Here is a 22,303-nt window from a genome sequence, read left to right as displayed (position 1 = left end):
GTCTATTCGACCCACTAGCAGTCGTAGTGGACCGACCACACGGTGCCGCGCGTCTCAATCAGCAGCCGCTGCCCGCGCTCGGCTGAACATCACCGACGCAGCCGGGTCGCCACGGTGCGGCGTCCCCCAGGGCGATCAGGGCGCGTACTGGCGAAGGAATTCCAGGGACCGCTCGGCGTCCAGGACCGGGGGGCCGATGCGACGGGTGGGGGTCGTGCCGATGCGCAGGGCCGCGCGGACGGTGCGGGCGTCGGCGGTGGGGAACCGCGACCACAGCAGTGCGGCGGTGGCCGCGACGACGGCGGCGGCGACACCGTTGCCGGTGGCGGGTCCCCGTGGGCCGGGTACGTCCTCGCCGGGGGCGAGCAGGCCGCGCGGGTCGTCGTCCTCGTCCAGGTCGACGAACCAGCTCGGTCGACCGGACGGGGTGCACGACCGCACCGGCAGCACGTCCGGGTGTGCGGTCAGCGGGCTCGGCGGCCCGCTCGCGGCGACCACGAGCAGGTCGGCGGCGTCGTCGAGCGCCGCGCGCAGCCCGTCGACGGGACCGCCCCCGAGGGTGAGGCTGACCAGGACGACCCGGGCGGTGACCGCGCGCAGCGCACTCGCCAACTCCGCGGGCGGACGGCCCTGGCCGAGCGGGTGGGCACGCATCGGCGACAGCGGGCAGATCCGCAGGCCCGCGGCCCCGGCGACACCGCACAGGTACGGGGTGTCGGCGGGGGTGGCGATGACCTCGACCGGCTCCTCGCACTCCCCCGCGCCGCGCAGCACGCGGGTGAGGCGGACCAGGTCGAGCAGCGGGGAGCGGGAACCGCCCCGGAGAAGGTGACCGGACACCACCGCGTCCACACTCCCGGCGTTCACGATCGGGGCACCGGAGTGCGCCCCGACTCCGGAGCGTAGTGCGATGGCGGCGTCCTGGGCGCACGCCAAGTGAGTGAACGCCTACGGTCGGGTTATGCGCACCGAGTCACCGGAGAACGTGCGCACGGCGTCGAGGATCTCCTCAAGCCCGCGCCGGTAGAGGCGGGTGTCCAGCGGCAGCCCGGGCCCGGAGGCGACCGGCCAGGCGTCGCGGCGGTGCATGCCCGCCACCCCCGGCGTGCCCGGCGTGACGCTGGGCCGCACCCGGAACCGCAGCGTCGGCCCGTCGACCACCACCGCCCGCACGGCGTCCCACGGCAGCGACACCGGCCCTTGCCCGGTCGGCAACCGCACCCCGTCCAGGTCGATCATCAACGGGTTGACGCGCCGCTTCCGCCGACCGACGTACCCGCCCGCCTTCCCCAGCACCACCACCAAGGCCAAGCCGAGTACCGCGGCGGCGACACCGCGGTGCACCCACCCGGTGACCAGCGGCACCAGCGCGGCCACCCCCACCACAACGCCCGCGACCGCCCACCGGACCAGGGGACGCCGCCAAGCCTCACGATCCGCCTCGGCGATGAACAGTTCGCCGACTCCCGGCGCCATCCGGCTCCCCCTCCGCCCTTTCGACCACTCGACCCTAACGCGCCCCCACCGGTCCGGCGGGCGATCAATCCCACCCCATGAACCCGATCACCCACCGCGACCACGACGCCCGGACGACGGTCCCCGGAACCGGCCGCCGACCTCGACACCAAGACTGTGCGCGATCAGCGGCCACGCGGGGTAACTTCGATCACATGAGCGGTTTCCGCACCTCGTTCGAGGCGGGCGACCCGGTGCCCACCTGGGTCGACACCCCCGACATCGGCACCGACCCGGTCGGCGTCACGCTCCGCACCCGCCTCGGGTCCGGCCCGGTCTCCGCGCCCGCGGCCAAGGCCGACGTCGGTTTCACGGGCCTGCGGTCACTGCGCTACGAGGGCGAGGTCACCGCGCCGAACCGCGCGATCAACCGCCTGTTCTGGTCCGACCAACCGGTCGAGGCCGACACCGAACTGGCCTACGTCGTGTTCCCCGAACTCCTCGACCGCCGCTACCCGTCCACCTACGTCGCCGTCGACCTCGCCTTCGACGACGGCACCCGCCTCTCGGAGCTCGGCGCGGTCGACCAGCTCGGCTTCGGGTTCACCGCCCGCGAGCAAGGCGCGTCGCGCGCGTTGTTCCCCGACCAGTGGAACCACCGCGTGGTCCGGCTCGGCCCGGTCGCGCTGGGTCGGGTCATCGCCCGCGTCCTGCTCGCCGTCGACTGCCCCCACGCCCCCGCCGCGTTCGCGGGCTGGGTCGACGACCTCACCATCGGCCCCGCGCCCACCCGGACCGCCGCCCCCGTCGACCGGATCGTCACCACCCGCGGCACCCACTCCACCGGGTCCTTCTCCCGGGGCAACACCATCCCCGCGACGGCCGTGCCGCACGGGTTCAACTTCTGGGTCCCGGTCACCAACGCCGCGGTCACCAACTGGTCGTACGAGTACCACCGCGGCAACACCGACGCGAACCGCCCCGCGCTGCAGGCCATCGGCCTGAGCCACCTGCCCAGCCCGTGGATGGGCGACCGGCACACGTTCCACTTCATGCCGACCACCGGCACCGCCGTCGGCCGCCGGACACGAGCCCTCACCTTCGACCGTGCCGACGAACACGCGCACCCGTACCACTACGACGTCACCTTCGACAACGGCGTGCGCGCCGAGATCGCCCCCGCCGACCACGCCGCCGTCCTGCGCTTCCACTTCCCGCCCGGCCCGGCCAACCTCGTGCTCGACAACGTCGGCCTCGGCGGCGAGGTCCGCGTCGACGGCGACACCATCACCGGTCACACCGACGTGCGCAGCGGCCTGTCGGTCGGCGCGGGTCGCATGTGGGTGCACGCCGAGTCGGACCACCCGATCGCGCGCGCCGACCACCGCTGGCGCGGCTTGGCCCGCGCTCGCACCATGCTGCTGCGCTACGCCCCCGGCACCCGGACCGTCACCCTCCGCGTCGCGACGTCACTGATCGGCCCGGAACAGGCGCGCCGCAACCTCGCCGAAGCCGACACCTTCGACGCCGTCCGCGATCGCGCCCGCGACGCCTGGTCCGCGATCACCGACAAGATCGACGTCGAAGGCGCCACCGACGACCAGCTCACCACCCTCTACTCCTGCCTCTACCGGCTGTTCCTCTACCCGAACTCGGCCCACGAGGACACCGACACCGGCCGTCGCCACGCCAGCCCCACCAGCGACCCGCCCGCCGTCCTCGACGGATCCCTCTACGTCAACAACGGCTTCTGGGACACCTACCGCACCTGCTGGCCCGCCTACGCCCTGTTCGCCCCGCGCCGCTGCGGCGAACTCGTCGACGGGTTCCTCCAGCACTACCGCGACGGCGGCTGGGTGCCGCGCTGGTCCTCCCCCGGCTACGCCGACCTCATGACCGGCACCAGCTCGAACGTCGCCTTCGCCGACGCGCACGCCAAAGGCGTCACCGGCTTCGACGTACAAGACGCCTACAACGCCGCACTACGGGACGCCACCGTCGTCCCGCCGCACAACGGCGTCGGCCGCAAGGGCCTGGACCGCTCGATCTTCCTGCACCACACCCCCATGTCCACCCCCGACGGCCTGTCCTGGGCGCTGGAGGGCTGCGTCAACGACTTCGGCATCGCCGGGATGGCCGCCGCGCTCGGCGACGAGGACAACCACGCCTACTTCACCGACCGCGCCCGCCACTACGCCCACCACTTCGACCCAGCCGTCGGCTTCTTCCAAGGCCGCGACGGCGACCGCTTCCGCCGCGACCCGCACGCCTACGACCCCCGCGTGTGGGGCTACGACTACACCGAGACCAACGGCTGGACCGCCGCGTTCGCCGTCCCCCACGACCCGGCGGGCCTCGCCGCCCTGCACGGCGGGCCCGAGGTGCTCGCCGACAAGCTCGACACCTACTTCGGCACCCCTGAGACCGCCGAGTACCCCGGCTCCTACGGCCGCCCCATCCACGAGATGACCGAGGCGCGCGACGTGCGCATGGGCCAGTACGGGCACAGCAACCAACCCGCGCACCACATCGCGTACCTGCCCGGCCAACTCGGCCGCCCGTGGCGCACCCAGGAACTCGTCCGGGACGTCCTCGCCCGGCTCTACCAGGGCAGCGACATCGGCCAGGGCTACTGCGGCGACGAGGACAACGGCGAGATGTCGGCCTGGTACCTGTTCAGCGCGCTCGGCTTCTACCCGCTGCGCGTCGGCAGCGGTGTCTACGCCATCGGCTCACCGCTGTTCCCCCGCGCGGTGGTGCACCTCGACAACGGCCGCGACCTGCGGATCACCGCGCACGGCAACAACCACCGCAACGTCTACGTCCAGTCCCTCACCGTCGACGGCGCTCCCCACGACACACCGTGGATCAGCCACGACACCCTCACCTCCGGTGCCCACCTGGAGTTCACCATGGGCCCCGAACCGTCCACCTGGGGCGCCACCGCCACCCCCGAACCACTCGGCGACGGCCCACCACTGCGCGACATCACCACCGGCCTACCCGGCGCCCTGTTCGACGACGACGCGCACACCGAATCCACAGTGGACTCCCCCGTCACCGTCACCACCACCGACCCCACGCGCGTGCTGATCTACACCCTCACCTCGGCGTCCACCGGCCCCGACCCCACCGCGTGGACCCTCCGCGGCTCCCACGACGGCCACACCTGGCACGATCTCGACACCCGGACCGACCAGTCGTTCCCCTGGCGAAAACAAACCCGCCCGTTCAAGGTCGCTTTACCCGCGCGATACCGCCACTACGGTGTCATCTTCCGCGACACGACCCGCCTCGCCCAGATCCAACTCCTGGCCGACGGCGGCACCTGACCCTTAAGGGGGTGACGTGCTACGCCTGGAAGCGGTGAGCAAGCGCTACGGCAGCGGGCGCTGGATCCTGCGCGACATCGACCTCGAGATCGCCCCCGGCACCGTCGTCGCGGTGGTCGGCGGCAACGGCTCCGGCAAGTCCACGCTCCTGCGGCTCATGGTCGGCGTCTCCCGGCCCACCACCGGGCGCGTCGAGGGCCGTCCCGCCACCGTCGGGTACGTGCCCGAACGGTTCCCGCCCAACGAACGCCTGTCGGCCAGCACGTACCTGCACCACCTCGGCCGGATCCGCGGCCTGAGCGCGGCCGAGGCCGACCAGCGCGCCGGCACCCTCCTCGACCGCCTCACCCTGCAAGGCGGGAACGACGCGCCGCTGCGCACGCTGTCCAAGGGCAACACGCAGAAGGTCGCGCTCGCCCAGGCCATCCTGCGCCAGCCCGACCTGCTCGTCCTGGACGAGCCGTGGTCCGGCCTCGACGCCGACGCCCACGGGGTCCTCGCGGGCATCATCGCGGAGACGGCGGCCAAGGGCGGTGCCGTCGTGTTCACCGACCACCGCGAGTCCGTCACCCGCGCCAACGCCACCCACATCCACCGCATCGCCGACGGCCGCATCTCCGACCCGGTCACCACCGACCGGGAGGTCGTCGAGGTCGTCCTCACCACCGGTACCCACGACCCGGGTTGGTCCGGCCTCACCGGCGTGCTCAGCACCGCGACCCACGATGGTCAGCACATCATCCGGGTCGACCGCGAACACTCCGACGCCCTGCTGACCACCGCCCTGCGCCACGGGTGGTCGGTCGACAGCCTCACCCCGGAGCGCCGCAGATGATGACCGCGCTGATCCGCTACACCCTGGCCACCGTGATCCACTCGCAGCGGTACCTGGCCCCGGTCATGGTGTTCGTTGTGTGCGTGGCCACGGCGTCCGGCAGCAACCAGGGCCCGCTCCCCGGGGTCTACGCCGTCAACTCCGGAGCCCTCCTCGCCTGCGCGGCGTGGCTGAGCATCGCGGTGATCAGCGTCGAGGAACCCGCGCACCGCGCCATCGCGATCGTCACGGCCGGGAGCGCCGTACGAGTCCTCATCGCGACCTTGGTCACCGACTGCCTGGTCCTCGCCGCCATGGCGCTCGGCGGCCTCGCGCTCCCCCTGCTGATGGCACCCCACTCCATCACCGGCGCGGACGTCCTCGTCGGCGCCCTCGCCCACCTGATGTGCGGCACGACCGGCCTTGCCATCGGCCTGCTGTGCTCAAGGCTGGTGTTCCGGCGCCAGGGCTACGCCTTCCTCACCGCGTCGGCCTGCGTGGCCGCCGCGCTGCTGGTGTCGGGGATGCCGCCGAACACCCTGTTCAAACACCTCGCCAACACCGGCCACGGCGACACCGTCCTCGGCTCGACCACCGCACTGGCCACCACCGGCCCCGCCCTCCTCGCCGCCGCCGCGGTCGCCACCCACGTCATCTCCACCCGCAAGGACTGACTACGGGTAGATCAACCTCGTCAACGCCTCCTTGACGGTGTCCCGAGCCCACATGCACTCGCTCCCGACGACAAAGTCCTTACGCCAGTACTGCACACGCAAGACACGCCCTGGAACGAGTTCCACGGCAATGGCGCAACTGGAACCCAGCACCTCCTTCCGGGCCGGGAAGACTCCGATCCTCAGGTCGGAGACACGGGCTCCCTTCAGCGGAGGGACCTCGCCGAGCCCCGCACCCGGACCGGAACTGAGCATCACCCGCACTGCGTAATTGCCCTTCGTCAGCCCGCAGGTGGAGTCGTCCACGCGCTCGACCTTGTCCTTGTCCTTATCCTCGTTGTAAAGAACTCGCCCGCCGCCGGGAATGGGGCGTCGATCGGCGTGCGCCTGTAGTCATCAGGATTTCCTCCTACTGGATCGGCGGCACCGCTCGTACCGCCACGCACAGCGACCGGCGTCCCCGAAATCGCGGTACTACAACCGGCCAGCGTCAAGCCCGCGGCGAATAACGCCGACAACACTTGAGCAAGTGCTCTCCCTGCTATCCCCGAACGACGGCCGGACCCTAGCCGTCCCCATTGCCTTGTCGGGGGCGGTTTCGCATTGTCCGCACGACGTCAGCGCATCCCACATCACCAGGGGAAGACCCACCCGGATGGGTGCACTTGGTCGCCAAGTGGGCGTGGGGCCGGAAGGGTCGGGTAGGCCAGCGGGGTAACCCGAACAGACCAGAGGAGTGGTCCGACATGCGTACAGTCCTGGCCGGTGTGGCCGCGCTCGGTTTTCTCGCCGCCGGGGTCGTGCCGGCGGTGGCGGGTCCCGAGGTCGCCCAGCTGTCCATCGGCATCCGGGGCGCCTCCGGCCTCAGCGAGGTCAAGCTCAACTGCGACCCGACCGACGGCAGCACCCACCCCGACCCGAAAGCCGCCTGCCAGGCCCTGGCCGACGCGGACGGCGACATCAGCGCGATCGCCCCGTCCGACATCGTCTGCACCATGGACATCAACCCCGTCTCCGTCACGATCCGGGGACCGTGGGAGGACACGTTCATCGACTACCGGGGCGAGTTCCCCAACCGCTGCGTCGCCTCCGCGCAGACCGGCGGCGTGATTCCCGACAAGGCCTGAACCCGCGGGTCACGGCGGTCCAGGACCGCCGCGACCCGGTCACCGCAGCTTCCAGGCCACCTCGCGCAGCGCCACCAGGTCCCGCTCCGACAGCGCCGCCAACGCCGCGGGCGGCTGGTTGATCCGGGTCAGCAGCTCCGTGCGCACCCGCTCCCCCGCCTCGCTCAGCACCACGGCCTTCACCCGCCGGTCGGTCGGCACCGGCCGCCGCTCCACCAGCCCCCGCTTCTCCAGCCGGTCCACGATCCAGGTCACCGTCGACGCGTCGCAGTGCAGCTGGTCGGCCAGCGCGCGCATCGGCTGGGGCTCACCCGGGACCAGGCGCACCAGGGTCTTCAGGTCCCCCGGGCTGACCCCGGCCTCGGCCGCCGCCGCCAGGTGCCGCTCGTGCTGGACCAGCACGAAGTCGTAGAGCACCCGCCAGATCTCCGCACTGAGTCGACTGGAGTCGGGCGCCCGCATGCGCTCCAGCCTAGAGCGTCACAGCGCGCCCGCGTCGACGGCGGTGTGGACGGTCGGGAACAGCGGTCGCAGGCCGAGAACGGTGCGGAACCTGGTCGTGTCGAGGACGCTCTCCCACGCGTCGGCCACGGGCTCGTTCCGCACCGGCGCCGACCGACCGGTCAGCCGCGCCAACTCCCACGCCGTGGTGGGCGCGTCGTCGGCGACGTTCACCACCGCGCCGTCCAACCCGTCGGCGGTCGCCATCCGCAGCAGCGCCTGGCCGACGTCGGCGTGGTGCACCATGTGCAGCCGCTTGGCCGACGACCAGTCCGCGATGAACCGGTGCGACTCCGCCAGGTGCGGGTCCCCTTCGCCGTACACGAACGCCAGCCGCGCGATCCGCAGCGGCAGCCCCCGCGTCCGGTGCAGCTCCACCAACGCGCGGTCCGCGGCGGCCTTGCTCACCGGGTAGACGTGCGTGCCGCCCGAGGCAGGCTCATCGGTCTCCGCGGCGGGCCGCCCCAGGCCGCCCGGGTACACCAACCCGGTGCTCGTGTGCACGAACCGCCGCACCCCGGCGTCCAACGCCGCCTCCGCGAGCCCGACCGCCGCGTGCCGGTTGACGTCGACGGCGTGCTCGTCGGACACACCGCGGAACGCCGCCGCCACGTTCACCACGGCTTCGACGCCCTCGACGGCCCGCACCCGGGCACCGGCGTCGGTGATGTCGCCCTCGACCACCTCGGTACCCAGGTCGACCAGACCCCGGACCCGAGCCGCGTCGCGCACGAGAACCCGTACCCGAAGCCCCCACCCCACGAGACGGGGAACGAACCGACTACCCACCCGACCGGTCGCACCGGTGACAAGAACGGTCATGCACCCAAGCTAACAGAAGCTTGGATAGCTCCAACAGTCTCGGCGATCCAAGCTCAACGCCCGGTCGAACCGCCCACCGTGGCGTCCCCGGCCTTCGCCGGATCCTCATCCGGCTTCGGCTCCGGCGGCACGATCCCCGCGAACTCCGACCCCGAGTCGTTCATCCGCAGCACGAACGGCCGGGTCGGCGTGTACCGCACGACGCTCACCGACGCCGGGTCCACCACGATCCGCTGGAAGGTGTCCAGGTGCTGCCCCAACGCGTCCGACAGCACCGACTTGATCACGTCACCGTGGCTGCACAGCAACCACACCGCCCGCTCACCGTGCTCGGCCGTGATCCGCGCGTCGTGCTCCCGCACCGCGCGGACCGCGCGCGCCTGCACCTCGGCCAACCCCTCACCGCCCGGGAACACCGCCGCCGAAGGGTGCTGCTGCACCACCTTCCACAGCGGCTCCTCGACCAGCTCCTTGATCTCCTTGCCGGTCCACGCCCCGTAGTCGACCTCGGCCAACGCGTCCTCGACGACGGGTTCCAGCCCCCGCGCCGACGACAGCGGCGCCAGGGTCTGCGCGCAACGCAACAACGGGGACCGCACCAACCCGTGCAGGGTCACACCCGCCAACCGGTCGACCAGCGCGGCGGCCTGCTTCTCCCCGGACGGGTCGAGGCGGACGCCTTCGCTGCGGCCGGCGAGCACGCCGGAGCCGTTCGCGGTGGATCGGGCATGGCGGAGGAGGACGACGGTGGCCACGGCCGAACAGCCTAAGCGGAGGCGCTCCCCCACCGGTCAGGCGGGGGGACGATCACGTCGGCGACACGACCCCGGTCGCCAGCAGCCCGCACAGCACCGCGCCCAGCACGATCCGGTACCAGACGAACAGCATGAAGTTGTGCTTGGACACGTACCGCAGCAGCCACGCCACGCACGCGTACCCGACCGCGAACGACACCGCCGTCGCGACGATCGTCTGCGCCACGTCCGCCTGCGGCCCCGGCCCGCTGCGGTCCAGCACGTCCGGGATGCTGAACAGGCCCGCGCCGAACACCGCCGGGATCGCGAGCAGGAACGAGTACCGGGTCGCCGCCTCCCGGTTCAGGCCGAGGAACAACCCGGCCGTCAGCGTCCCGCCGGACCGCGACACCCCGGGCACCAGCGCCATCGCCTGCGCCAGACCCATGAACACGCTGTCCTTCATCGTCAGCGAGTCCCGCGCCTGCTTGCCGAGCTCGTCGGCCACGGCGAGGACCACGGCGAACACCATCAGCACGATCGCGGTGATCCACAGGTTCCGCAGGCCCGAGCGGATCGCGTCCTTGAACACGTAGCCGAGCACCGCGATCGGCGCCGAGCCGATGATCACGTACCAGGCCAGCCGGTAGTTCGGGTCCGACCGCGCCGACGCCCGGAACAGGCCGACGAACCAGGCCTTCAACAGCCTGCCGATGTCCTTGGCGAAGTAGATGATCACCGCGGTCTCGGTGCCGAGCTGGATCACGGCGGTGAACGACGCGCCCGCGTCACCGCCGAACCACAGCTCCGACACGATCCGGATGTGCGCCGATGACGAGATCGGCAGGAACTCGGTCAGTCCTTGGACGATGCCGAGGACGATTGCTTGAAACCAGGTCAACTACCGACTCCCGCGAGATCCAGTGCGTCCGCGGCGACCCGCAGGGCCGCCTTGCTGCGCTCCAGATCTTGCAGGATCGGCGAAACGGTCAGTGTGGTGACCCCCGATTCCGCCAGGGCCTGCATCTTCTCCGCGATCCGCGCCTTCGGGCCGAGCAACGACGTCGAGTCAAGGAATCCCAAAGGGACCTTCGCGGCGGCGCCCGCGTAGTCCCGCGCCAGGTAGAGGTCCTGGCACTCGGCGGCCTCCGCCTCGTAACCCATCCGGCAAGCGAGGTTGTTGTAGAAGTTCTGCTCCCGGCTGCCCATCCCGCCGACGTACAGCGCCGCGTACGGCCGCACCAGGTCCGCCGCCGCGCGCCAGTCGTCGTCCACCACCAGCGACACCGTCGGCACGACGTCGAACCCGTCGAGGGTCTTGCCCGCCTTCGACCGGCCCTTGGCGATCAGCTCCAGCGACTCGCGACCGTGCTCCGGCGAGTAGAAGATCGCGAGCCAGCCGTCCGCGATCTCGCCGGTCAGCTCCAGGTTCTTCGGGCCGATCGACGCCAGGTAGACCGGGATCTCCTCCCGCACCGGGTGGACGGTCAGCTTCAGCGGCTTGCCCGGGCCGTCGGGCAGCGGCAGGACGAAGTGCTTGCCCTGGTGGCTGACCCGCTCCCGGCGCAGCGCCGATCGCACGATCTCCACGTACTCGCGCGTGCGCCCCAGCGGCTTGTCGAACTTGACCCCGTACCAGCCCTCGGACACCTGCGGCCCCGACACCCCGAGCCCGAGCCGGAACCGGCCGCCGGAGAGCGAGTCCAGCGTCGCCGCGGTCATCGCCGTCACGGTCGGCGTGCGGGCCGGGATCTGCATGATCGCGCTGCCCACGTCGATGCGCTCGGTCTGCGCGGCCACCCAGGACAGGATCGTCGGACCGTCCGACCCGTACGCCTCGGCCACCCACGCCACCGAGTAGCCCAGCCGATCGGCCTCCTTGGCCAGTTCGAGGTTCGCCGCGTCGTTGCCCGCACCCCAGTAGCCCATGTTCAGTCCGAGTCGCATGGCCTGAGGTTACCCGCGAGTAGGACCGGTCCACCAGTGGGCCGCGAGTGGCGCGCGGCCACCGGGCGCATAGGGTCTGTGATCGTGGAGCAACGACACCTCGGGCGCAGCGGGCTGCGGGTTTCCCGAACCGGCCTCGGCACCCTGACCTGGGGGGACACCACCGACGCGGACACCGCGGCGAGCTTGCTCACGGCGTTCACCGAGGCGGGCGGCACGTTGGTCGACACCGCCGACATCTACGCCGACGGCGAGGCGGAAACCCTGCTCGGCTCGTTGCTCGACGACATCGTGCCCCGCGACCACGTCGTCCTGGCCACCAAGGCCGTCGCCCGGCGCCACGACGGCCCCTTCGGCGGCGGCGCCTCCCGCGGCGCCCTGCTCACCGCGCTGGAAGGCTCGCTCCGCCGACTCGACACCGACCACATCGACCTCTGGCAACTGCACGCCTGGGACGACACGGTGCCGCTCGACGAGACCCTGGCCGCCGTCGACGCGGCCGTCCGCAGCGGCAAAGCCCGCTACGCGGGCATCTCCAACTACTCCGGCTGGCAGACCGCCACCGCCGCGACCCGCCAAGCCCACGTCGCCGGGGCCGCCCAACTGGTCAGCACCCAGGTCGAGTACTCCCTCCTGGAACGCGGCATCGAGCGTGAGGTCGTGCCCGCCTGCGCCCACCACGGGATCGGCCTGCTCCCCTGGGCCCCGCTCGGCAGAGGCGTGCTGACCGGCAAGTACCGCACCAACACCCCAGCCGACTCCCGCGGCGCCTCGGCCGTCTACGCGCCGTACGTGGAGCGGCACCGCACGGACCGCGCGGCCCGCATCGTCCAGGCGGTGGTCACCGCGGCGGACGGCCTGGGCACGTCCCCGTTGGCCGTCGCCCTGGCGTGGGTCCGCGACCGCCCGGGCGTCGTGGCCCCCATTGTCGGCGCCCGCGACACGGCCCAGCTGCGCGGCTCCCTGGCCGCGGAGGAACTGACCCTCCCCACCGCCATCCGCGCCGCCCTCGACGACGTCAGCGACCTGGCCCTCGGCTACCCGGAGCGCCACCTCCCCTGACCCGCCCTGTTTGGCCCCTCTCGCCCTCCCCGGCCCACCCGCCCCCGGCGAACTTCCCTTCGACAACTCCACCCTCTCCTTGCTCGACCAGCACCGCGTCGTCCACCCCAGTCCAGGTTCGGTCTGGCCGCGCGCTCTCCCACTCGACCAGCCCTCGTCTCGGCAGAACCGGTACCTCAGCTCCTACCGCACCGACTATCCCCCGAACTTCACCCGCCCCCAATCCTCACCGATCACCAATTATCTTGATAGTGAATAGCCGATACTTAGACCATTGTTAATATGGGCACGAGACCACACTCGATCTGCACAGCCGCTGCCCAACCGCTATCTCGATAGTCGATAGCTAGATCAGGATACGAACCGTCAGGAATCAGCCAAGACAGGGGCGAGATCAGCGAAGAAGGGGTGGGAGCCGGGTGGGTGACAGGTCCGGAGTCAGCGGCGGCGGGTGGGGACGTCGTCCGTGTCGGGCTCCAAACCGGACACGAAGTACTCCCGCACGTCCTCCCGGTACATCAACTGCCCGGCCGCCACCAACAGCAGCACCGACAGCGCCAGCGCCGAGAAGCTCAGCGAGCTCTGCGCGACCGCCAGCATCAGCAGCAGCGTGAAGCACGAGACGAGCAGCGCCCCCGCGCGGGCCCAGTCACGGCCCGCCCGTATCCCGAACGCGAACCACGTCGTCACCGCCATCGGGAACAGCACGATCGGCAGCCCGTAGTCGGTCGCGAAGGCCAGGTGCGCTCCGGTGACCGCGACGTGGACCAGCAGCAGGGCGCTCGCCGCGCGGACGGCGGCGGGCGGGTCGGAGGGCTCGGGGTCACCCAGGATGGGCCGGTGCGTGGGATCGATCGACATGGACGCCTCCCCTGCGCTGTGCCCGGTCCGTCGGTCCAGCCACCGCGGGTGTTACAGACAGGTTTCGACTTCACCCGTCAGGCGTAATAAAGCACACTTGACACGGATCAGACCAGTGCAGTTCGTCAGCTCACAAACACCATTCATGGATATAGTAGCCATGTACTGTGTCCACCATGAGCACACCGGGGACACCCGTCTCAGGCCTGGTTTGGCGACTGTCCACCCGTTGGCGCACGAGGATCGACCGGGCCATCACGCCCCTCGGCCTCACCCACGCCCAATACGCGGTCGTCGCCCCGCTGCTGTCCATGCAGCGGTCAGGCACCCGGCCCAGCCAGCGCGAGCTGGCCGACTTCACCGGCCTGGAGCCCCTCTACATCTCCAAGCTGGCCCGCGCCCTCGAACGCGCGGGCCTGGTCGAACGGGTCGACAACCCGAGGGACTCCCGCGCGGTGCTCCTGTCGCTCACCGAACGCGGTCGCGACATCGCCGAACAGGCGGTCGACCGGGTCCTGCGCCTGCAGGGCGAACTCACCGCGCCCCTCGGCGGGACCGACGACCCGCGCACCCTCGCGCTGGTCCGCGCCCTGCGCACACTGCTCGACACACCGGAGGAACCATGACCCACCCGTTCAACGGCCTCGCGATCGGCGACGCCGCCAAGGCCACCCGCGCCCTGCTCGACCGCCTGCTCGACGAGAACGCCACCACGTTCCCCGAGTGGGTGACCCTCTTCTACCTGGCCGAGACCGACGTCCCCGAGTCCGAATTGGTCACCCGGCTCGACGCCCGGTTCAAGGAGGGCCGCGGCGCGGAGGTCGTCGACAGCCTCACCCGCGCCGAACTCATCACCGCGGGCGTCTCGCTCACCGAGACCGGCCGGGCCCGGCACCAGCGGATCAGCGGTGGCATCGATCGCATCGCCGAGCGCCTCTACGGCGACCTCCCCGCCGCCGACCGCGAGACCGCCGGTCGGCTGCTGGCCCTGGTCACCGCGCGCGCCGAGGCCGCCCTGGCCGCCTGACCCGGGGTGAACGCCGGTGGGCGGAAACCGGGAGGAGACACGACCCACCCGGACGTGGCTCGCGGGCCCGCGGTGGAGGATGCTGGAGGGGAGGTCCGTCCCCCACCGGAGGTCTGCTTGCCCCGCCCGCTCGTCGCCGTCCCGCTCACCGCCGCCCTGATCGGCGCCCTCACGGCAGGCTGCTCGTCGAGCGACCAGCCGCAGGACGAGCTGATGCTGACCGACAACCCGGTCGCCGCGACCGCGGCCCACTCCCCCGCCGCCGCCAAGCCCCCCGCGGGCACCGTGCTGCCGCTGGCCGACCCGGTCACCGCGGTGGCGACCTCGGGCCGCGTCCTGACCGTGGCCAGTGGCGCCGACCTGCGGTTGTACGACCTCGACAAGCTCGACCAGGCCCCGCGGTCGCTCACCCTGCCCGGACCCGCCGAGACGCTGACCCCCGCCGGTGACGGTGGCCCGCTGCTGGCCGCCGTCCCGAGCGGCGTGGTCCGGGTGTCGTTGCCCGGGGGCGCGCTGGAGGAGTCGACCGTCTCGGGGACGCCCGCGTCGGCGGCGGCCTACCAGGGCGGCACGCTCGTGGCGCTGCGCGAGCAGCGCGGTGTCGCCGTGCTCGACGGCGGCCAGGTGCGCCGGGTCATCTCCGGCGGCCTGCTCAGCGCGGACCAGGTGTTCACCGCCGGGTCCGGCGCGGCCGTGCTCGACCGGCTGCGCAACGCGGTCTTCCAGCTCGACGTCGGCGGCGGCACGGTCGGCCAGGGCCTGCGCGCGGGCGCGGGCGCGACGAACGGCGTCGTCGACCGGTACGGCCGCGTCCTGGTCACCGACACGCGCGGCGGCGCGCTGCTGGCGTTCTCGCTGGACCCGCTGCTGCTGCGGCAGCGCTACCCCGTGCCGGGCGCGCCGTACGCCATCGCGTACGACCCGAAGCGCGACCTGGCGTGGGTGACGCTCACCGAGACCAACGAGGTGGTCGGGTACGCGGTTGGCGGCGGCGAGCCCGTCGAGCGGTACCGGTTCCCGACGGTCGCTCAGCCGAACTCGGTGGCGGTCGATCCCGTGGACGGGCGCGTGGTGGTCGCGTCCGGCGTTGGAGGAGGTGTGCAGGTGGTGCTGCCATGAGCGAAGCGGTGGTCGACGGGGATTGGGAGTACCGGCCGCTGCGGCTGCCCCCGGGGGTGTCGCGGCTGACAGCGGCCACGCAGCTGGCGATCCACGCCGAGTTCAGCGGCTGGGAGCTGTCCAACGTGCGGCTCTACGCCGACGGGACCCGCAAGGTGTGGCTGCGCCGCAAGGCCCGCAAGAGCGGGCCCGGCGTCATCATCTGAACCCCCCTCAGCGGCCGCGCACGGGCTGCTGGTCGGTGCCCTGCCAGACCGCGGTCGCGCCCGCCTCGCCGACGCGGAAGGTGTGCACGCCCGCGGCGACGCCCGTGCCGACGGTCAGCACCGCCAGCACGATGACGACGGGCTTGGTCCAGGTCTCCGGGCGCCTGGTCGTCACCACCATCAGGGCCGTCACCGCGACCAGCAGGCCGAGGACGAACCAGATCAGCAGGTCGCCCAGCTCCTCGTGCCGCTCGATCAGCGGATTCTCCGGCAGCCGCCGGGACAGGTCGTCGCCGCTCGACGTGGCGATGGGGGTCAGCACCGTCCCGACCACCGCGAACGCCACCACCAGCCAGCCGTAGCGGGCACGGGCCGCCTGCCAGACCGCGATGACGACGGCGCCCAGCACCGCGAGCGGGATCAGCACGACGACGGCGTGCACGACCAGGGCGTGCAGCGGGAGACCGTTGATGAACTCGGGCATAGCCACCTCCGGGTATCACGGTCAGCCAACCGTGAACACTTTTACGTCGCCAGTCGGCGGACGGTTCAACCGGGCACGCGACGTGCCCCCATCCTGCCCACCGCGCCGTTGTCCGGTGTGAGTTCCCGTCGAGAAGCTGGGTCGAGTGGCCGAGGGAGGGGCATGAGAGCGCACGAGCACGCCGAGGAGCAGTCCGCCGGGCGACCGCGGCGGCGGTCGTCGAGCGGGGCGGGGCACAACCCCGAGGTCACGCGGATGCTGTCGTTGCAGAACTCGGTGGGCAACGCGGCGCTGAGCGCCGACCTGTCCGTGCAGCGCGTGGAGACCGACGAGGAAGAGCAGCAGGAGACACCGCGGCGGCCCCGGCGCGCGGCGGACCGCGAGCGGCAGCTGAGCCAGGCGTTCGGCATCCGCATCGGCCCGGACGGCCGCGGTCCGCACTTCACCCACTCGATGCTCGACCACATCGAGGCCGCGCTGCGGAACCTGCCGCTGGAGGACCTGGGCCCCAACGAGCACCTGGTGGCCATCGAGCTGGACGAGAGCGCGGAGGGCAGCACGAGCGAGTACCGCGAGGACGACCAGTCGGTGGCGATCGTGCGACCGGTGCTCATGGGCGGCGTGCGGGCGCCGCAGTGGCTGTACGCGCGGATGAACCGCGGCAACGCGTGGCAGCGCAGGCGGATGGACCAGGGCGCGATGTCGGCGTACCCGGGGGTGAGCCGGGCCGGGGACCGGGCGCTGGGCGTGCGCAGCGGCGACCGGGAGGTGATGGGCGGGGTGTCGAACGCGCTGGCGCACGGCAACCTCGTCGAGTGGACGGTCATGCACGAGGTGGGGCACTCGGTGGACGTGCTGACCGCGTGGCAGCGCGACCTGGCCCACGAGGAGCGGTTCGGCGGCTGGCAGGTCTACGACGACTCCGAGGCGCTGGACCGGGTGGCGGAGGCGATCCTGGCGCACGCGGGGCTGAACACGGTCAACCCGGCGGGGCACGAGCGGGCCGTGACGACGTTGACCAGCATGCTGCGGCCGACGATCGCCGCGACCAGCGTGGGCGGCGCCAACAGCCGGCTGGACCGGTTCCTCCAGCGCTACCAGTCGCACCTGGACGCGCCGACCTTCGCCGCGCGCAGCGCGACCGTGACCGCCTTCGTCCGCCTGGCGCTCGCCCAGCCGTGGACGCTGCCGGACGGCGGGGCGTCGGTGCTCGACGTCAACGGGCGGACCTTCCAGGTGGACCCGTACAACACCTGGGTCAGCTACCTGACCGACCAGCGCACCCAACACGCCCTGTCCAACTACCAGTTCTCCAACCCGCGCGAGTGGTTCGCCGAGGCCTACGCGGCCTACCACGACCCGCAACCGGGTGTTCGCGGCCGTCTCCGGGCGGATGTGCAGGCGTGGTTCGCGACCCTCCCCCGCCAACGACCCACCGAGTGAGCCGTTGCCGTCGGCCGAATCCCTCCGACCGACGGCGACCACAGTGGACGGTTACACGAACATCCCGGTCGGCCGGATGATGATCGTGTTCACGTCGACGCCCTCCGGCTGGGTCAGTGCCCAGACCACGGTTTCCCCCAGCTTCTCGGCGGGCAGGTAGTCCCGATCCGGTGCGCCACCGGGCATCGCGTCGAAGAAGTCCGTCCGCGTCGCCCCCGGCGAGACCAGCGTGACACCGATCTTGTCGTCCAGCAGCATCCGACGGGTGTTCTCGGCGAGCCCGGTGATGGCCCACTTCGTCGCCCCGTAGATGTTGCCGGGCGTGTACACGTGGCCGGCCACACTACCCAGCAAAACGATGCGCCCCTTGGCCTCCCGGAGCGCGGGCAGCGCCGCGTTGATCAGGATCGCGGGACCGAGCACGTTGGTCAGCACCATGTCCCGCCACCCGGCCGGATCGCCGTCGCCCAGGTCGTCGAAGGTGGCGTACCCGGCGTTCGCGACAACGCAATCAAGCCGCCCGAACGCCGAAACCGTCGCCGCGACGGCTTCCTGGACCGCCACGTGGTCGGCGGCGTCGCCGGGCAGCACGAGGAGTTCCTCGGGGCTGCCCAGCCTTTCCGCGAACCCACGCAGCTTGTCCGCGTTGCGTCCCGTGATGGCGACCCGGTAGCCGCGCGCCAGCAGTTGTTCGGTGGTGGCGGCCCCGATGCCGCTGCCGCCACCGGTAACCAGCCCAACCCGTGCCTCAACCATGTTTCCCCCATGAACTTTTTCCTACGAGGACACTTATACGCACGGGCGACAGCGTCCCGCAACGTCGCCCGCGCTCCAGGAGCGCGCTCCAGGCAACGACTCCCGCCCGATGGCCGAACGACGCGATCCCGGGTATAGCTGGAACTACCGGACTCCGGTCCCCTGTCGGACTCGTTCTCACACAACCCCCGATCCGCGCGTCAACCGTCCAGCCGACATCGAGCGCTGGTCGGTGGACACGCGATCTCGATCGGTCCGTGGATCCGCGGGCGCCCGCGAGCCGGAACGATCTCGGTCATGTCGGTTGATGATTCCGCTCCACCGCTGGCCCCCGTCTCCGGCAGCCAGCGGGTATTGGCCCCGGACCTGGCGCGCGGCTTGATGCTCGCGCTGATCGCGCTGGCCAACTCGGTCTACTACCTCTACGGGCGCCCCTACGGCCTCCGCCAGCACATCGTCGAGCACACCATGGTCGACCGCGTCGTCAGCGTCATCGACGTGGCGTTCGTCGACGGCCGTGCCTACCCGATGTTCGCCGCCCTGTTCGCCTACGGCGTCGTGCAGGTCTTCCAGCGCCACCGCGACGCCGGTATGCCCGAGCGGCAGGCGAAGCGCCTCCTGCGCCGCCGGAGCCGGTGGCTGCTCGTCTTCGGTTTCCTGCACGCGCTCCTGCTGTTCCCCGGCGACGTGCTCGGCGTCTACGGGCTCGTCGGGTTCGGCCTCGTCGCCCTGTCCCGCGCGTCGAACCGGACCCTGCTCGTCCAGGCGGGGATCTGGCTGGTGCTGGCCGCGCTCATCCAGGGGGCGGCGAACATGATGCCCGCCACCGGGGCCCGGTCGTTCTTCTTCTCCTTCGAGACCGAGGATCCGGTCAAGGCCCTCACCTCGCGGCCCCTCGAGTGGCTCCTGACCCCGGTCGGCATGGTCGGCGTGGCCGTCGCCGCCCTCCTCGGCACCTGGGCCGCCCGCCGCGGCGCGCTCACCGACCCGGCCAACCATCGAACCCTGTTGCGCCGCAGCGCTTTCATCGGCCTCCCCCTCGCCTTCCTCGGCGGCCTCCCCACGGCCCTCGCGGTCGGCCACTTCTGGGAGCCCACGGGAGACCTGACGCTCTGGACGATCTCCGCGCTCCACACGGTGACCGGCATCGCGGGCGGCCTGGGCTACGCGGCCCTGATCGGCTTGGCCGCCAACCGGATCGGCGACCGCCGCGGCCCGGTCGTCCGAGCGATCTCGGCGTCCGGCGAGCGATCCCTGAGCTGCTACCTCTTCCAGTCGGTCGTCTTCGTCGCCCTGCTCGCCCCCTACACCCTCGGCCTGGGCGCGAAGCTGGGCAGCGCCGAGGTCGCCTTGGTGGCCCTGGGCACCTGGCTGGTCTCCGTCCTCCTGGCCGACCAACTCCGCCGCGCGGGCACACGCGGCCCGGCCGAGGTCGTACTCCGCACACTCGTCTACCGACGCAAGACGCCGACCTGAGCGCAGGTTCTCGTGTCGTGGGCCCGATTCCGCGCCCACGACACGATCGCGTGCCTCACCAAACGCGGTTCGCGTCAGCCACCCGACCCGATCGGCAAGTTCTCCGCCGTCGCGATGGCGACCGTGCCCGCGCCGTAGTGGTCGTTCGACCGCCGGACCGCCTCACGGCCACCAATAGACCACATGGCCGCCGTGGGACCTCAGCCCCTGATCGGTCCGACCCGGCTGACGTACTTCCGCCACAGCCCGGTCGGATCGAGCGGGTCGTGGATCCAGCGCCACCTCGATGATCACCGGACCGGATCAGCCACGCTACCGAGGTGCGGGAGCGCAGCGGCCTCCTCAAGGAGGAGATTCCCCCCGAGGTTCACCCGTTGCGGCAATCGCAAAGCCAGGCGAGCTCACGTCCGACTCACCTCCTGACGGGGAAGAAGCAAGGCCGTGGTGACTCCGACGAGCCCCACCACCCCCAGCGCGACCATCGCGACCACGTAACCGTGACCCGCCGGGTCGGCGATCAGGATCGTCCCCGCAACGGCCGTGCCCAGCGCGGAACCGAGGTTGGACACGCTCCGCGACACACCCGAGATCGCCCCCTGCCAGTCCTCCGGAAAGCTCGACTGCACGAGGTCGACCGACGGCGTCAGCATGACCCCGAGCCCCAACCCGATCAGCAGAAGCCCCGGCACACAAGCCCACCCCGACGCGCCGCCCAGCGCGAGCAGGACGGCGATCCCGCCGGTCGTCACCACGAAGCCGGTCGTGATGAGGGTTCGCCGAGACCGCCGGGTCGCGAACCGCTCCGCGGCGAGCGAAGACGTGAGCAGACCCGCCGTGGCCGCGGTGAAGACCACACCGGTCCGGATCGCGTCGTAGCCTCGCACGACCTGCAAGTACGTCGCGACGACGAACGCCGTCCCCATCAGCAGCAACCACTGCGCGTTCTGCGTGATGAGCCCCAGGTTCGCGGCGCGGTGGCGGAAGATACCCGTCGGGAGCAACGGTTCACGACCGGTCCGCTCCCGGTGCCGCACCCAGCGGTAGAACCCCACCAACGTCACACCGCTCAGCACGAGCAGCCCACACGTCAACCAGATGTTCTTACCCGCCAACAGAATCCCCGACACCAGCAACACCAGGCCCGCGGCGGACAGCACAGCCCCACCGGTGTCCGCCGCGCGCGTCGGATCCGGCGGCAGCGGGTCCCGGATGGACCGGCTCAGCAGCAGGATCACCACGATCACCAGCGCCTGGAACACGAACGCCGCCCGCCAGCTCAGCGCGGACGAGATCAGGCCGCCGATGAGCGGCCCGGCGGCGGCACCGATCCCGCCCATCGCCATGATCGCGCCGAAGGCCCGGGCCCGCGCGGCCGCGGCCGGGAACAGGACGGTGGCGAGGATGTAGACGGGTGGGATGAGCAGTGCCGTGCCGACGCCCTCCAGGATGGAGTTGCCGAGGATCAGCACGCCGAGCCCGGGCGCCAGCGCGCTCAGCACCGCCCCGACCGCGTAAACGGCCAGCCCCGCGACGAAGCACCGCTTCCGGCCGAGCCGGTCGGTGACCTTGCCACCGGGGATCATCAGCGCGGCCATCACCAGCAGGAAGACCGTGATGGTGACCTGCACGCCCTGCACGGTCGTGCCCAGGTCGACGCTGATGTCGGTGATCATCACGTTCATGTTGGAGCCCGCGAAGCTGCAGATGAACTGCGCGAGCGCGAGCGGCACCAGCACCGCCCGCTTCCGGTCGGCCACCTCGGCCATCAGCGGGTTTCCCGCTCGGACGCTGTGCTCATGGCGGCAATCGTGCCCGCGCCGCCACCGGGCGTTCGCCACCCGCGCGGGGTGATCAGTGCAGGAAGGTCTTGAGCAGGATCACGACCACCCCGAGCACGGCGCTGCCCGTGGCGCAGCCGACGGCGACCAGCCGCGTCGCGCCCGCGTGCTTGGCGGCCGCGTGCCCGAGGGCGCTGAGCATCACCGTCGACACGGCCAGCGCGACCACCACACCCGCCCGGAGGTCCCCCGTGACGAGCACGAACGCGACCAGCACGACGGGCGGCGCGCAGGCGGCCTCGATCGTCGGCCACCCCTGGCGCAGCGCCCGGCCGATCCGGGCCCGCCGGTCGGGCCCGCGAACCGCCGCCGCCAGCGCGTCGGCGTAGCGCTCGGCCACCCAGTAGACGGCGACGGTCACCAGCACCGTGGCGACGGTCCCACCCAGCGTGCGGTGGGCGCCCGCGGTCGCCATCGCGGCCGTGCCGACGACCGTCCCGTAGATCGCGTGGGCGAGGTCGCGCTCCCCCGTCCACCGCAGGTGGTGCGGCCGAAGCGCGGTGCGCATCCGGCGCAAGGGCCCTGGTCGACCGCGTGTCCCCGTCACGTCGGCCACGGTGACACGAACGGGGATTCCGTCCCTCGCCCGCCGCGGACGGTACGGGACGCCGTCATTAGTTGAGGG

General features: G+C 71.7%; 23 protein-coding genes. 11 read left to right on the top strand and 12 right to left on the bottom strand.

Annotation, left to right across the window (positions count from 1 at the left end; translation table 11 throughout):
* Positions 1–135: 135 nt before the first annotated feature.
* Together V5P93_RS17035 and V5P93_RS17030 are read right to left on the bottom strand one after the other, a co-directional pair.
* Complete coding sequence (locus V5P93_RS17035; protein ID WP_146108063.1) at positions 136–867, bottom strand: hypothetical protein; 732 nt, start codon at positions 865–867, stop codon at positions 136–138.
* An 81-nt stretch (positions 868–948) separates the two neighbouring features.
* Complete coding sequence (locus V5P93_RS17030) at positions 949–1,476, bottom strand: hypothetical protein (RefSeq protein WP_104479822.1); 528 nt, start codon at positions 1,474–1,476, stop codon at positions 949–951.
* Between the two features lie 194 nt (positions 1,477–1,670).
* On the opposite strand from V5P93_RS17030, the gene V5P93_RS17025 reads away from it, so the two are divergent.
* The 4 genes from V5P93_RS17025 (at position 1,671) to V5P93_RS17010 (ending at position 7,402) form a co-directional block, all read left to right on the top strand.
* Positions 1,671–4,787, top strand: coding sequence for a GH92 family glycosyl hydrolase (locus V5P93_RS17025; RefSeq protein WP_181043546.1), 3,117 nt, complete (start codon positions 1,671–1,673; stop codon positions 4,785–4,787).
* Between the two features lie 16 nt (positions 4,788–4,803).
* Positions 4,804–5,622: an ABC transporter ATP-binding protein gene (locus tag V5P93_RS17020; RefSeq protein ID WP_219823999.1), complete on the top strand. Its 819-nt coding sequence runs from the start codon at positions 4,804–4,806 to the stop codon at positions 5,620–5,622.
* On the top strand, positions 5,622–6,275 hold the full coding sequence (locus V5P93_RS17015) for a hypothetical protein (protein ID WP_104479820.1): 654 nt from the start codon (positions 5,622–5,624) through the stop codon (positions 6,273–6,275). The genes V5P93_RS17020 and V5P93_RS17015 overlap by 1 nt, the downstream gene beginning before the upstream one ends.
* A gap of 746 nt (positions 6,276–7,021) precedes the next feature.
* On the top strand, positions 7,022–7,402 hold the full coding sequence (locus V5P93_RS17010) for an SSI family serine proteinase inhibitor (protein ID WP_104479818.1): 381 nt from the start codon (positions 7,022–7,024) through the stop codon (positions 7,400–7,402).
* Between the two features lie 39 nt (positions 7,403–7,441).
* On the opposite strand, the gene V5P93_RS17005 is transcribed toward V5P93_RS17010, so the two are convergent.
* Genes V5P93_RS17005 through V5P93_RS16985 form a run of 5 tightly spaced genes read right to left on the bottom strand, consistent with a single transcriptional unit; the run spans position 7,442 to position 11,406 of the window.
* Entirely contained in the window at positions 7,442–7,864 is a 423-nt protein-coding gene (locus tag V5P93_RS17005; RefSeq protein ID WP_104479817.1) for a MarR family winged helix-turn-helix transcriptional regulator, read from the bottom strand.
* An 18-nt stretch (positions 7,865–7,882) separates the two neighbouring features.
* Positions 7,883–8,725, bottom strand: a complete 843-nt coding sequence (locus V5P93_RS17000) for an NAD(P)-dependent oxidoreductase (protein WP_104479816.1) — start codon at positions 8,723–8,725, stop codon at positions 7,883–7,885.
* 53 nt (positions 8,726–8,778) lie between these two features.
* Positions 8,779–9,480, bottom strand: coding sequence for a histidine phosphatase family protein (locus V5P93_RS16995; protein ID WP_104479815.1), 702 nt, complete (start codon positions 9,478–9,480; stop codon positions 8,779–8,781).
* Positions 9,481–9,532: 52 nt separating this feature from the next.
* Positions 9,533–10,360, bottom strand: coding sequence for an undecaprenyl-diphosphate phosphatase (locus V5P93_RS16990; RefSeq protein WP_104479814.1), 828 nt, complete (start codon positions 10,358–10,360; stop codon positions 9,533–9,535).
* A complete protein-coding gene (locus tag V5P93_RS16985) occupies positions 10,357–11,406 on the bottom strand; it encodes an LLM class F420-dependent oxidoreductase (RefSeq protein WP_104479813.1) in 1,050 nt (349 codons plus the stop codon). Before V5P93_RS16985 ends, V5P93_RS16990 begins: the two co-directional genes overlap by 4 nt.
* A gap of 84 nt (positions 11,407–11,490) precedes the next feature.
* On the opposite strand from V5P93_RS16985, the gene V5P93_RS16980 reads away from it, so the two are divergent.
* Positions 11,491–12,468, top strand: coding sequence for an aldo/keto reductase (locus tag V5P93_RS16980; RefSeq protein WP_104479994.1), 978 nt, complete (start codon positions 11,491–11,493; stop codon positions 12,466–12,468).
* Positions 12,469–12,906: 438 nt separating this feature from the next.
* On the opposite strand, the gene V5P93_RS16975 is transcribed toward V5P93_RS16980, so the two are convergent.
* Positions 12,907–13,329, bottom strand: a complete 423-nt coding sequence (locus tag V5P93_RS16975) for a hypothetical protein (RefSeq protein WP_104479812.1) — start codon at positions 13,327–13,329, stop codon at positions 12,907–12,909.
* 176 nt (positions 13,330–13,505) lie between these two features.
* Here V5P93_RS16975 and V5P93_RS16970 point away from each other — a divergent pair, with 176 nt between their 5' ends.
* The 4 genes from V5P93_RS16970 (at position 13,506) to V5P93_RS16955 (ending at position 15,681) form a co-directional block, all read left to right on the top strand.
* A complete protein-coding gene (locus tag V5P93_RS16970) occupies positions 13,506–13,955 on the top strand; it encodes a MarR family winged helix-turn-helix transcriptional regulator (RefSeq protein WP_104479993.1) in 450 nt (149 codons plus the stop codon).
* The gene (locus V5P93_RS16965) at positions 13,952–14,356 is read left to right on the top strand and encodes a MarR family transcriptional regulator (RefSeq protein ID WP_104479811.1); all 405 of its coding nucleotides are present in this window, start codon (positions 13,952–13,954) and stop codon (positions 14,354–14,356) included. Before V5P93_RS16970 ends, V5P93_RS16965 begins: the two co-directional genes overlap by 4 nt.
* Before the next feature lie 117 nt (positions 14,357–14,473).
* On the top strand, positions 14,474–15,475 hold the full coding sequence (locus tag V5P93_RS16960; RefSeq protein WP_104479810.1) for a YncE family protein: 1,002 nt from the start codon (positions 14,474–14,476) through the stop codon (positions 15,473–15,475).
* Positions 15,472–15,681, top strand: a complete 210-nt coding sequence (locus V5P93_RS16955; protein WP_104479809.1) for a DUF5703 family protein — start codon at positions 15,472–15,474, stop codon at positions 15,679–15,681. The genes V5P93_RS16960 and V5P93_RS16955 overlap by 4 nt, the downstream gene beginning before the upstream one ends.
* 7 nt (positions 15,682–15,688) lie before the next feature.
* Here the strand turns inward: V5P93_RS16955 and V5P93_RS16950 are convergent, their stop codons facing one another.
* Positions 15,689–16,165, bottom strand: a complete 477-nt coding sequence (locus V5P93_RS16950) for a DUF2231 domain-containing protein (RefSeq protein WP_104479808.1) — start codon at positions 16,163–16,165, stop codon at positions 15,689–15,691.
* A gap of 162 nt (positions 16,166–16,327) precedes the next feature.
* Between V5P93_RS16950 and V5P93_RS16945 the strand changes: the two genes are divergently transcribed.
* Positions 16,328–17,608: a hypothetical protein gene (locus V5P93_RS16945; RefSeq protein WP_104479807.1), complete on the top strand. Its 1,281-nt coding sequence runs from the start codon at positions 16,328–16,330 to the stop codon at positions 17,606–17,608.
* A 51-nt stretch (positions 17,609–17,659) separates the two neighbouring features.
* On the opposite strand, the gene V5P93_RS16940 is transcribed toward V5P93_RS16945, so the two are convergent.
* The gene (locus tag V5P93_RS16940; protein WP_104479806.1) at positions 17,660–18,364 is read right to left on the bottom strand and encodes an SDR family oxidoreductase; all 705 of its coding nucleotides are present in this window, start codon (positions 18,362–18,364) and stop codon (positions 17,660–17,662) included.
* A gap of 297 nt (positions 18,365–18,661) precedes the next feature.
* Between V5P93_RS16940 and V5P93_RS16935 the strand changes: the two genes are divergently transcribed.
* A complete protein-coding gene (locus tag V5P93_RS16935) occupies positions 18,662–19,840 on the top strand; it encodes a DUF418 domain-containing protein (RefSeq protein ID WP_104479805.1) in 1,179 nt (392 codons plus the stop codon).
* 401 nt (positions 19,841–20,241) lie between these two features.
* Here the strand turns inward: V5P93_RS16935 and V5P93_RS16930 are convergent, their stop codons facing one another.
* Both V5P93_RS16930 and V5P93_RS16925 read right to left on the bottom strand, forming a co-directional pair.
* On the bottom strand, positions 20,242–21,606 hold the full coding sequence (locus tag V5P93_RS16930) for an MFS transporter (protein WP_104479804.1): 1,365 nt from the start codon (positions 21,604–21,606) through the stop codon (positions 20,242–20,244).
* 85 nt (positions 21,607–21,691) lie between these two features.
* On the bottom strand, positions 21,692–22,186 hold the full coding sequence (locus tag V5P93_RS16925; RefSeq protein WP_104479803.1) for a hypothetical protein: 495 nt from the start codon (positions 22,184–22,186) through the stop codon (positions 21,692–21,694).
* Between the last annotated feature and the right edge of the window lie 117 nt (positions 22,187–22,303).

The sequence above is a fragment of the Actinokineospora auranticolor genome (assembly GCF_041897805.1).
GTDB classification, from domain to species: domain Bacteria; phylum Actinomycetota; class Actinomycetes; order Mycobacteriales; family Pseudonocardiaceae; genus Actinokineospora; species Actinokineospora auranticolor.
The sequence above is the reverse complement of the archived record's forward strand: the minus strand, read 5'-3'. Positions and strand labels throughout refer to the sequence as shown.

What these genes read in the sequence shown, in the direction of transcription:
- V5P93_RS16955 (WP_104479809.1), top strand. Translation starts at nt 15,472, where the DNA reads ATGAGCGAAGCGGTGGTCGACGGGGATTGGGAGTACCGGCCGCTGCGG.
- V5P93_RS16940 (WP_104479806.1), bottom strand. Translation starts at nt 18,364, where the DNA reads ATGGTTGAGGCACGGGTTGGGCTGGTTACCGGTGGCGGCAGCGGCATC.
- V5P93_RS17025 (WP_181043546.1), top strand. Translation starts at nt 1,671, where the DNA reads ATGAGCGGTTTCCGCACCTCGTTCGAGGCGGGCGACCCGGTGCCCACC.
- V5P93_RS17030 (WP_104479822.1), bottom strand. Translation starts at nt 1,476, where the DNA reads ATGGCGCCGGGAGTCGGCGAACTGTTCATCGCCGAGGCGGATCGTGAG.
- V5P93_RS16950 (WP_104479808.1), bottom strand. Translation starts at nt 16,165, where the DNA reads ATGCCCGAGTTCATCAACGGTCTCCCGCTGCACGCCCTGGTCGTGCAC.
- V5P93_RS17010 (WP_104479818.1), top strand. Translation starts at nt 7,022, where the DNA reads ATGCGTACAGTCCTGGCCGGTGTGGCCGCGCTCGGTTTTCTCGCCGCC.
- V5P93_RS17005 (WP_104479817.1), bottom strand. Translation starts at nt 7,864, where the DNA reads ATGCGGGCGCCCGACTCCAGTCGACTCAGTGCGGAGATCTGGCGGGTG.
- V5P93_RS16925 (WP_104479803.1), bottom strand. Translation starts at nt 22,186, where the DNA reads ATGCGCACCGCGCTTCGGCCGCACCACCTGCGGTGGACGGGGGAGCGC.
- V5P93_RS17015 (WP_104479820.1), top strand. Translation starts at nt 5,622, where the DNA reads ATGACCGCGCTGATCCGCTACACCCTGGCCACCGTGATCCACTCGCAG.
- V5P93_RS16970 (WP_104479993.1), top strand. Translation starts at nt 13,506, where the DNA reads ATGAGCACACCGGGGACACCCGTCTCAGGCCTGGTTTGGCGACTGTCC.
- V5P93_RS16965 (WP_104479811.1), top strand. Translation starts at nt 13,952, where the DNA reads ATGACCCACCCGTTCAACGGCCTCGCGATCGGCGACGCCGCCAAGGCC.
- V5P93_RS16985 (WP_104479813.1), bottom strand. Translation starts at nt 11,406, where the DNA reads ATGCGACTCGGACTGAACATGGGCTACTGGGGTGCGGGCAACGACGCG.
- V5P93_RS16930 (WP_104479804.1), bottom strand. Translation starts at nt 21,606, where the DNA reads ATGGCCGAGGTGGCCGACCGGAAGCGGGCGGTGCTGGTGCCGCTCGCG.
- V5P93_RS16945 (WP_104479807.1), top strand. Translation starts at nt 16,328, where the DNA reads ATGAGAGCGCACGAGCACGCCGAGGAGCAGTCCGCCGGGCGACCGCGG.
- V5P93_RS16975 (WP_104479812.1), bottom strand. Translation starts at nt 13,329, where the DNA reads ATGTCGATCGATCCCACGCACCGGCCCATCCTGGGTGACCCCGAGCCC.
- V5P93_RS16935 (WP_104479805.1), top strand. Translation starts at nt 18,662, where the DNA reads ATGTCGGTTGATGATTCCGCTCCACCGCTGGCCCCCGTCTCCGGCAGC.
- V5P93_RS17000 (WP_104479816.1), bottom strand. Translation starts at nt 8,725, where the DNA reads ATGACCGTTCTTGTCACCGGTGCGACCGGTCGGGTGGGTAGTCGGTTC.